General features: G+C 73.7%; 7 protein-coding genes and 1 pseudogene. 3 read left to right on the top strand and 5 right to left on the bottom strand.

Translation table 11 applies throughout. The features are described from left to right. The 3 genes and pseudogenes from ACFVIM_RS22685 to ACFVIM_RS22675 all read right to left on the bottom strand — a co-directional run. A pseudogene (locus ACFVIM_RS22685) lies at positions 1-91 on the bottom strand (SDR family NAD(P)-dependent oxidoreductase); the annotation flags it as partial. A 35-nt stretch (positions 92-126) separates the two neighbouring features. Continuing rightward, positions 127-1,494 (bottom strand): aldehyde dehydrogenase family protein, encoded by a 1,368-nt coding sequence (locus ACFVIM_RS22680; protein WP_384304138.1) that lies wholly within the window; start codon positions 1,492-1,494, stop codon positions 127-129. A gap of 53 nt (positions 1,495-1,547) precedes the next feature. Then, positions 1,548-2,912 (bottom strand): glutamine synthetase family protein, encoded by a 1,365-nt coding sequence (locus tag ACFVIM_RS22675; protein ID WP_384304135.1) that lies wholly within the window; start codon positions 2,910-2,912, stop codon positions 1,548-1,550. A 348-nt stretch (positions 2,913-3,260) separates the two neighbouring features. On the opposite strand from ACFVIM_RS22675, the gene ACFVIM_RS22670 reads away from it, so the two are divergent. The 3 genes from ACFVIM_RS22670 to ACFVIM_RS22660 all read left to right on the top strand — a co-directional run bounded on the left by ACFVIM_RS22670 (position 3,261) and on the right by ACFVIM_RS22660 (position 6,544). Next, positions 3,261-3,953, top strand: a complete 693-nt coding sequence (locus tag ACFVIM_RS22670) for a FadR/GntR family transcriptional regulator (protein ID WP_384304165.1) — start codon at positions 3,261-3,263, stop codon at positions 3,951-3,953. A 354-nt stretch (positions 3,954-4,307) separates the two neighbouring features. Beyond that, the gene (gene eat, locus ACFVIM_RS22665) at positions 4,308-5,801 is read left to right on the top strand and encodes an ethanolamine permease (RefSeq protein WP_384304132.1); all 1,494 of its coding nucleotides are present in this window, start codon (positions 4,308-4,310) and stop codon (positions 5,799-5,801) included. A gap of 56 nt (positions 5,802-5,857) precedes the next feature. Further along, the gene (locus ACFVIM_RS22660) at positions 5,858-6,544 is read left to right on the top strand and encodes a gamma-glutamyl-gamma-aminobutyrate hydrolase family protein (RefSeq protein ID WP_384304129.1); all 687 of its coding nucleotides are present in this window, start codon (positions 5,858-5,860) and stop codon (positions 6,542-6,544) included. Between the two features lie 52 nt (positions 6,545-6,596). Here ACFVIM_RS22660 and ACFVIM_RS22655 read toward each other — a convergent pair whose 3' ends face one another. Then, positions 6,597-7,313, bottom strand: coding sequence for a helical backbone metal receptor (locus tag ACFVIM_RS22655; protein WP_384304162.1), 717 nt, complete (start codon positions 7,311-7,313; stop codon positions 6,597-6,599). 30 nt (positions 7,314-7,343) lie between these two features. Then, positions 7,344-7,961: a helix-turn-helix domain-containing protein gene (locus ACFVIM_RS22650; RefSeq protein WP_384304126.1), complete on the bottom strand. Its 618-nt coding sequence runs from the start codon at positions 7,959-7,961 to the stop codon at positions 7,344-7,346. Positions 7,962-8,342: the final 381 nt, after the last annotated feature.

Genomic DNA, 8,342 nt, shown 5'->3' with positions numbered 1-8,342 from the left:
AGACGACGTCGGCGCCCTCGGCGGCGAGCCGTCGCGCGGTCGCCAGGCCGATGCCGCTGCCCGCGCCGGTGACGACGGCGGTACGGCCCACCAGGCGGCGGCAGAGAGGGGTTTCGGTCATGGTGCTCAGGCCTCCGTGCTGAAGAAGACGTTCTTGGTCTCGGTGAAAGCGGCGAGGGCGTCGGGACCCAGTTCCCGGCCGACGCCGGACTGCTTGTAGCCGCCGAACGGGGTCGCGTAACGGACGCTGGAATGGGAGTTGACGGAGAGGTTGCCCGCCTGGACGGCGCGGGAGACCCGGATGGCGCGGCCCACGTCCCGGGTCCACACGGAGCCGGAGAGCCCGTACTCGGTGGCGTTGGCCAGTCGTACCGCCTCCGCCTCCCCGTCGAAGGGCAGGACGGCGGCGACCGGGCCGAAGATCTCCTCCCGGGCGGCGGGCGCGTCCGGGTCGAGCCCGGTGAGGACGGTCGGCGGGAACCAGAAGCCGGGGCCGTCGGGCGCGCCGCCCCGGATGCCGGGCAGCGTGTCGGGGACGTACGAGCGCACCCGGTCGAGCTGGGCCCGCGAGATCAGCGGCCCCATCTGGGTCCTCTCATCGGCCGGGTCGCCGACCACCACGGAGGTGATCGCGGGCGCGAGCAGCTCCAGGAACCGCTCGTAGACCGGGCGCTCGACCAGGATGCGGCTGCGGGCACAGCAGTCCTGGCCGCTGTTGTCGAGGAAGGACATCGGGGTGGCGGCGACGGCGGCGTCGAGATCGGCGTCGGCGAAGACGATATTGGGGCTCTTGCCGCCGAGTTCGAGGGTGACCCGCTTCACCTGGCGGGCGCAGGCCGCCATGATCCCCTTGCCGACCCGGGTGGAGCCGGTGAAGACGATCTTGGCGACGCCCGGGTGCTCCACCAGGGCCGCGCCCGCGGTGTCCCCGGCGCCCGGCAGCACCTGGAAGAGGTGTTCGGGCAGCCCCGCCTCCAGCGCCAGCGCGGCCAGGCGCAGGGCGGTGAGCGGAGTGGTCTCGGCGGGCTTGAGCAGGACCGCGTTCCCCGCGGCGAGCGCGGGCGCGGTGCCCCAGGCCGCGATCGGCATCGGGAAGTTCCAGGGCGCGATCACCCCGATGACGCCCAGCGGCTCCAGGAAGGTGATGTCGAGCCCGCCCGCCACCGGGATCTGCCGGCCGGTGAGCCGTTCCGCTCCCCCGGCGGCGTAGTCGAGCAGATCGCGGACGTTGCCCGCCTCCCAGCGGGCGTTGCCGATGGTGTGGCCGGCCTCGCGGACCTCCAGCCGGGCCAGTTCCTCGATGTGCTCGTCGACGACGGTGGCGAACCGCCGCAGCAGTCGGGCCCGGTCGGCGGGGGCGGCCGCGGCCCACGCCCGCTGGGCGACGGCGGCACGGGCCACCGCCGCGCCGACCTCGTCGGCACTGGTCGCGGGGACGGTCTCGATCACCTCGCCCGTGGCGGGGTTGAGGACGTGGTGGTACGCGTCGGACACGGCGTTCCTCACAGATGGTGGTCGTACGGTAGGGGGCTGGCCGGGCGGTGGTGTCAGTGCCTCTCGAAAGAGCGGCGCAGCTCCCAGTCGGTCACCGCCGCGTCGAACGCCGCGAGCTCCACGCGCGCCATGTTGGCGTAGTGATCGACCACCTCGTCCCCGAAGGCCGCTTTGGCGACGGGGCTGTTCTCCCACAGTTCGGCCGCCTCCCGCAGGGTGGCGGGCACCCGGGCGTGTCCGGCGGTGTAGGCGCTGCCCACACACTCCTCGGGCAGGTCGAGCCGGTTCTCGACTCCGTACAGTCCGGCGGCGATCAGCCCCGCGACGGCCAGATAGGGATTGACATCACCGCCGGGGACCCGGTTCTCGAACCGCAGCGAGCGGCCGTGGCCGACGACGCGCAGCGCGCAGCTGCGGTTGTCGTACCCCCAGGCGACGGCGGTCGGGGCGAAGGAGCCGGGCTGGAACCGCTTGTACGAGTTGATGTTGGGCGCGTAGAGAAGGGAGAAGTCGCGCAGGGCGGCGAGCTGTCCGGCCAGGAAGTGGCGCATCAGGGGGGACATTCCGCCGTCCCCGTCCCCGGCCATGGCGTTGTGCCCGTCGGCGTCGGCGAGGGAGAGGTGGATATGGCAGGAGTTGCCCTCGCGTTCGTTGTACTTGGCCATGAAGGTCAGGGAGACGCCCTCCTGGTCGGCGATCTCCTTGGCTCCGGTCTTGTAGATCGCGTGGTGGTCGCAGGTGACCAGGGCCTCGTCATAGCGGAAGGCGATCTCATGCTGGCCGGGGTTGCACTCCCCCTTGGCGGACTCGACCGTGAGTCCGGCGGCCGCCATCTCGTTGCGGATACGGCGCAGCAGGGGTTCGACGCGGCCGCTGCCGAGCAGGGAGTAGTCGACGTTGTACTGGTTGGCCGGGGTCAGCTCCCGGTAGTCGCGGTCCCACGCCTGCTCGTAGGTGTCCTTGAAGACGATGAACTCCAGCTCGGTGCCGACGTTGGCGCGGTAGCCGAGGGCGGCGAGCCGGTCCAGCTGGCGGCGCAGGATCTGGCGGGGCGCGGCGACCACGGGCGCCCCGTCGTCCCAGGCGAGATCGGCCATCAGCAGCGCGGTCCCCTCCTGCCAGGGGATCCGCCGCAGGGTGGCGAGGTCGGGGCGGAGGGCGAAGTCGCCGTAGCCGTTCTCCCAGGAGGACATCGCGTAGCCGTCGACGGTGTTCATCTCGGTGTCGACGGCGAGCAGGTAGTTGCACCCCTCGGCGCCGTGCTCCAGGACCTCGCCGAGGAAGAAGGGGGCCGCGAACAGCTTCCCCTGGAGCCGCCCCTGCATATCGGGGAAGGCGAGTACCACGGTGTCGATCTCACCACGGGAGACGAGGGCACGCAGCTCCTCGACCCCGAGCGGAGGTGTGCGGTCTGCCACGGGATTGCGCCTCCTTGGGTCATCCGGAAGCCATAAGGTATTGCTGAAGACCATTGCTTGGGAAGAGGGAACGGCAACGTGGCGACAACAGAGGCGGGGGCGAGCCCGGCGCCGGAGCCCGAGGCGAACGCGGCGCGGGGCGGACGGAGTACGGGAGGGCCGCCGACCGCACCGGGGAGCGCGGCCAGGCCCGGGAACGCGACCAGGCCGGGGAGCGCGCGGGACACCGGGGGCGCGCGGGCGCATGGGGGCGCGGCGGGGGCCGGAGATACGGCGCACCCTGGTGACACGCCACGCCCCGCGAACACGGCGCACCCTGGCGACACGGACGACCCGCTCGCGCCCGTACTGCGCCCGGTGCGGGCGGGCAACGGATTCGAGGAGGCGCTGGAACAGCTCCTCCAGCTGCTGCGGCTGGGTCTGGTGCCGGACGGCGGACGGCTGCCCGCCGAGCGGGAGCTGGCCGAGCGGATGGGCATCAGCCGGGTCACCCTGCGCGAGGTCCTCAAGGTGCTGGCCGACCAGGGGCTGGTGGAGAGCCGCCGGGGCCGCTACGGCGGCACCTTCGTGCGCGAGCGCCCCCGCGTGCCCGACCCCGGCGGGGACGAGCTGCGACGGCGCGTCGCCGAGGTGGACATCGAGGACACCCTGCGTTTCCGCGAGGTCCTGGAGGTGGGCGCGGCGGGCCTGTGCGCCACACACGGTCTCTCCGCCGAGGGCGCGCGGAAGCTGCGCGCGGCGCTCGCGGCCACGCATGACGCCCCGCTGACGGAGTACCGCCGCCATGACACGCTGCTCCATCTGACCCTGGCGGAGCTGTCCGGCTCACCGAGCCTCGCCGCGGGGTACGCGGGCGTCCGCGCCACCCTCAACGATCTGCTGGACCGCATACCGCTGCTGGTGCGGAACCTGGAGCACTCGCAGGACCAGCACACGGCACTGGTGGAGGCGGTGCTGGACCGGGACGCGGAGGGGGCGCGCGAGGTGATGCGCGAGCACTGCGACGGGACGGCCGCCCTGCTCCGCGGCTTTCTGCGCTGACGGCGGCGGGCCCAGGGGCGACGCGCACCGCAGCCGCACGACGGGGCATCGCACCGCACCGCGTACGCCACACAGCGCGGCGCGCACCCACCCGCCGGGCGCCCGCACCCGGGCCCGCCCCGGCCTGCGGCGCTCGGCCCTCCCCTACCGCCACACGACACTCCCGCACCGCCGCACCGCCGCACCGCCGCACCGCCGCACCGCCGCACCGCCGCACCGGCCGAGCGAGGCGCGCCCCACCGCCGCGCCCGCCGCCCGGTGCGCGCCGGGAAAGCCATGCCTCCAAGGTCTTGCGCGCTCCCCACCGCTACCGCAAAGGTGTCCGCACAAACCTTTGAACGCCAGGAGCGTCCCATGGCCGAAGGCATCACCCAGCACCCAGCGGAGCCCCCCACCACCTCCGGTGGCCCCGGCGCCCCCGATCCCGGCGCGGCGGATCCCGGCGCGGCCTATCTGCGCCGCCGCACCCTGCGCCAGGGCAGCGCCGGCTGGCTGCTGCTCACCGGCCTCGGGGTGGCCTATGTGGTCTCCGGTGACTTCTCCGGCTGGAACATCGGTCTGTCCGAGGGCGGTTTCGGCGGTCTGGCCATCGCCATGCTGCTGATGGGCGTGATGTACGCCTGTCTGGTCTTCGCGCTCGCCGAACTCTCCGCGATCCTCCCCACGGCGGGCGGCGGCTACGGCTTCGCCCGCCGGGCGCTGGGTACCTGGGGCGGCTTCCTGACGGGCACGGCGATCCTGATCGAGTACGTGCTGGCGCCCGCCGCCATCTCCATCTTCATCGGCGACTACGTCGAGTCGCTGCGGCTCTTCGGCCTGGAGTCGGGGTGGCCGGTCTACCTCGTCTGCTTCGCGCTCTTCATCGGCATCCACCTCTGGGGCGTCGGCGAGGCCCTGCGCTTCAGCCTGGTGGTGACGGCCGTCGCCGTCGCCGCGCTGCTGATCTTCGCGGTGGGCGCCTTCACCGAGTTCAGCGCGGACGGGCTGAACGACATCCCGGTGGACCAGAACGCGTTCGGCGCCAGCTCCTGGCTGCCGTTCGGACTGCTCGGCATCTGGGCCGCGTTCCCGTTCGGCATGTGGTTCTTCCTCGGGGTCGAGGGCGTGCCGCTGGCCGCCGAGGAGGCGAAGGACCCGGTGCGCTCGATGCCGAAGGCGCTCGCCACCTCCCTGGCCGTGCTGGTGGTGCTGGCCGTGGTCACCTTCCTCGCCGCGAGCGGCGCCCGGGGCTCGGCCGCCATCCAGGAGGCGGGGAACCCGCTGGTGGTCGCCCTGGAGGGAGGCGGTGAGCCCACCGCGCTGAGCCGCTTCGTCAACTACGCCGGGCTGGCGGGCCTGGTGGCCTCCTTCTTCTCGCTGATCTACGCGGGCTCCCGGCAGCTCTTCGCGCTCTCCCGCGCGGGCTATCTGCCCCGCTTCCTCTCCCTGACCAGCCGCCGCAAGTCGCCCTATCTCGGGCTGCTGATCCCCGGCGCGATCGGCTTCGCGCTGGCCGCCTCGACCGGCGACGGCGCGCGGATGCTGAACATGGCCGTGTTCGGCGCCACCATCAGCTACGCCCTGATGGCGCTCTCCCATATCGTGCTCCGCCGCCGCGAACCTGAGCTTCCCCGTCCGTACCGCACCCCCGGTGGCGCGCTGACCTCGTCCGTCGCCTTCGTCCTCGCGCTCTTCGCCCTGGTGGCGACCTTCCTGGTGGACCGGGAGGCCGCGTTCATCGCCCTGGGTGTGTACGCCGTCGCCCTCGCCTACTTCGCGCTCTACAGTCGCCACCATCTGGTGGCCCGGGCCCCGGAGGAGGAGTTCGCCGCGCTGGCGGCGGCCGAGGCCGAACTCGGCCGCTCCTGAGCCACCGTCGTCCGAAGGACCCGGACCCCCGCGTCCACACCCGTAACGGAGTCACCGTGCCCAAGCCGCTCATCGGCGTCACGACCTATCTCGACCAGGCCAGTTGGGGTGTGTGGCAGCTCCCCGCCGCGCTGCTGCCCGCCGCCTACCCCGCCCTGGTCCAGCGCGCGGGCGGCCTGGCCGTGATGCTGCCGCCCGACCCGGACCCCGCGTCCGCGCGGGCGGCCGTCTCCCGGCTGGACGGCCTGATCGTCGCGGGCGGCGCCGATGTCGACCCCGTACGGTACGGAGCGGACCGCGACCCGCGCACCGGGCCCGCCGCCCCGGAACGCGACACCTGGGAGCTGGCGCTGATCCACGCGGCCCTGGCGACGGACACCCCGCTGCTGGGGATCTGCCGGGGCATGCAGCTGCTGAACGTCGCCCTCGGCGGCACCCTCCAGCAGCATCTCGACGGCCACACCGGCGGTGCGGGGGTGCTGGGCACCCACCGGGTCAAGCCGGTCCCCGGCACCCGGTACGCGGCGATCGTCCCCGAGGAGACCGGGGTCCCCACCTACCACCACCAGGCGGTGGACCGGCTCGCCGGGCCGCTGGTCGCCTCGGCGTACGCGGAGGACGGCACGGTGGAGGCGGTCGAGACGGCTGAGGGGAGCGACGGCTGGGTGCTCGGCGTGCAGTGGCACCCGGAGATGGGCCAGGACCTCCGGGTGACGCGCGCCCTGGTGGCGGCGGCCTCCTGACACCCGCCGCGCCCCCGTACACGTACGGCTCCGTACGGAACCTGGGGCGCGGTCAGCCGAGCGCGGCGCGCAGGGCGGCGGACAGGACGGCGGGTGCCTCGGTCAGCGAGGGGCCGTACCAGGTGAGATGGCGACCGCTGACCAGGGCGGCGGGCAGCTCCGGGAACGCCTCAGGCCCATCGGTGGCGGTGAAGCGGTACGGCTCGTCGGGCAGGACGACGAGCCGGGCGCCCCCGGCGCGCAGCGCGTCCAGGGGAACGCGCGGGTAGCGCTCGCGGTCCTCCGCGTACACGTTCCGCACCCCGAGCCGGGACAGCAGGTCACCGGCGAAGGTGTCCCGCCCGAGGACCATCCACGGCCGCCGCCAGACCGGGACCACGGCGGGCACCTCCGGCAGCGGCCGCACCCGCGACCAGGCGTCGGCGGCCTCGTCCAGCCAGCGGGGGCGGCGCAGTCCGCAGGCGCCCACCAGCAGCCGTTCCAGCTCCTCCAGTCCCTGCTCCAGCGAGCGCACCTCGGTGACCAGGACCTCGGTGCCTGCGGCGCGGAGGGCGGCGAGATCGGGCTCGCGGTTCTCCTCCTCGTTGGCGATCACCAGATCGGGGCGGAGCGCCAGCACGGCGGCCACATCCGGGTTCTTGGTGCCGCCGACCCGGGCGGCGCCGAGGCCGGACGGATGCGTACACCAGTCGGTGACACCCACCAGCAGCTCCGGCGCCGTGGCGGCGACGGCCTCGGTGAGCGAGGGGACGAGCGAGACCACCCTCAGCACGGGACGCCCCTCATCGGGCCGTCGCCCTCACCCGCCGCCCACGGAGGGCTCGACATGGTCGGCCACGGTGACGACCACGACCCGGGTCTCCGGGACCGTGACCCGCCAGCGGTGGCGCACCCCGCCGGAGAGGAACAGGGTGTCGCCCCGGCCGAGCCGGTGGGCGCGCCCCTCGGCCTCGACCTCGACGGCACCGTCCGCGACGTACATCAGTTCGTCGTTGCGGTGCTGGAACTCGCCACCCGTGTCGTACTCCCCGGTGAACTCCAGGGCCTCCAACTGGTGGCGGCCGTGGACCAGACGGCGGGCGCGCGGCTCCAAGGAGAGCGCGCCCTCGGCGGTCCCGTCGGCGCCCTCGGCGGTCGTGACGCCCTCGGCGCGCACCACGGCGATGGTCCGGGCCGCGTCGGAGGCGGCGATGAGCCGTCCCGCCGTGGTCTCCAGGGCCTCGGCGACCCGTTCCAGGGAGCGGTCGCTGGGACGTGCGCGTTCGTTCTCGATCTGACTGAGGAAGGGCACCGAGAGACCGCTGCGCCGCGCCACGGCGGCGAGGGTGAGATCCAGTGACCGACGGCGCCTGCGCACGGCGGCGCCCACCCGAAGACGTTCGGTCTCCTTCGGGTCCTTGCCGTCCTTCGCGTCCATCCGCCCGGCTCCCCTTCCTGGTCCTGTCTCACCATACGCAGCTTCCGCCCCAGGTTCGCCCGGGAGTCGGTCAAGCTCCGGTCCCGGCGGCTCAAAGCCCGGCGGAATTGCCGTGCGGTGACTGGGCGGGGGCCGGGGCGGGACACGAGGGTGGCCGGACGGTGACCCGTTCCCCGAGGCGATCACGGACGGCGGTCGGACGGCGACGCCCGGCGATGGCGCGCGGGTACGGGAGGAAGGGCGCCGCTCATGATCGCAGGTTCCCGGACCTTCATGTGACGGGTTCACCGGGTTCACGGGGACGACCGCGCGGCGCGCACACCACCCCGGCCACCCCCGCCTCCCCCGCGTCACAGCGCGGCGGAGCCCCCTCACCACGAG

The sequence above is a fragment of the Streptomyces sp. NPDC057638 genome (genome assembly GCF_042800315.1).
In the GTDB taxonomy this organism is placed as follows: domain Bacteria; phylum Actinomycetota; class Actinomycetes; order Streptomycetales; family Streptomycetaceae; genus Streptomyces.
Note: the sequence above shows the minus strand (reverse complement) of the source record. Positions and strands in the feature narration are given on the sequence as shown.

Bases quoted from the DNA above. Each gene is read 5' to 3' on its own strand.
- eat (WP_384304132.1), top strand. From the start codon at position 4,308: ATGGCCGAAGGCATCACCCAGCACCCAGCGGAGCCCCCCACCACCTCC.
- ACFVIM_RS22650 (WP_384304126.1), bottom strand. From the start codon at position 7,961: ATGGACGCGAAGGACGGCAAGGACCCGAAGGAGACCGAACGTCTTCGG.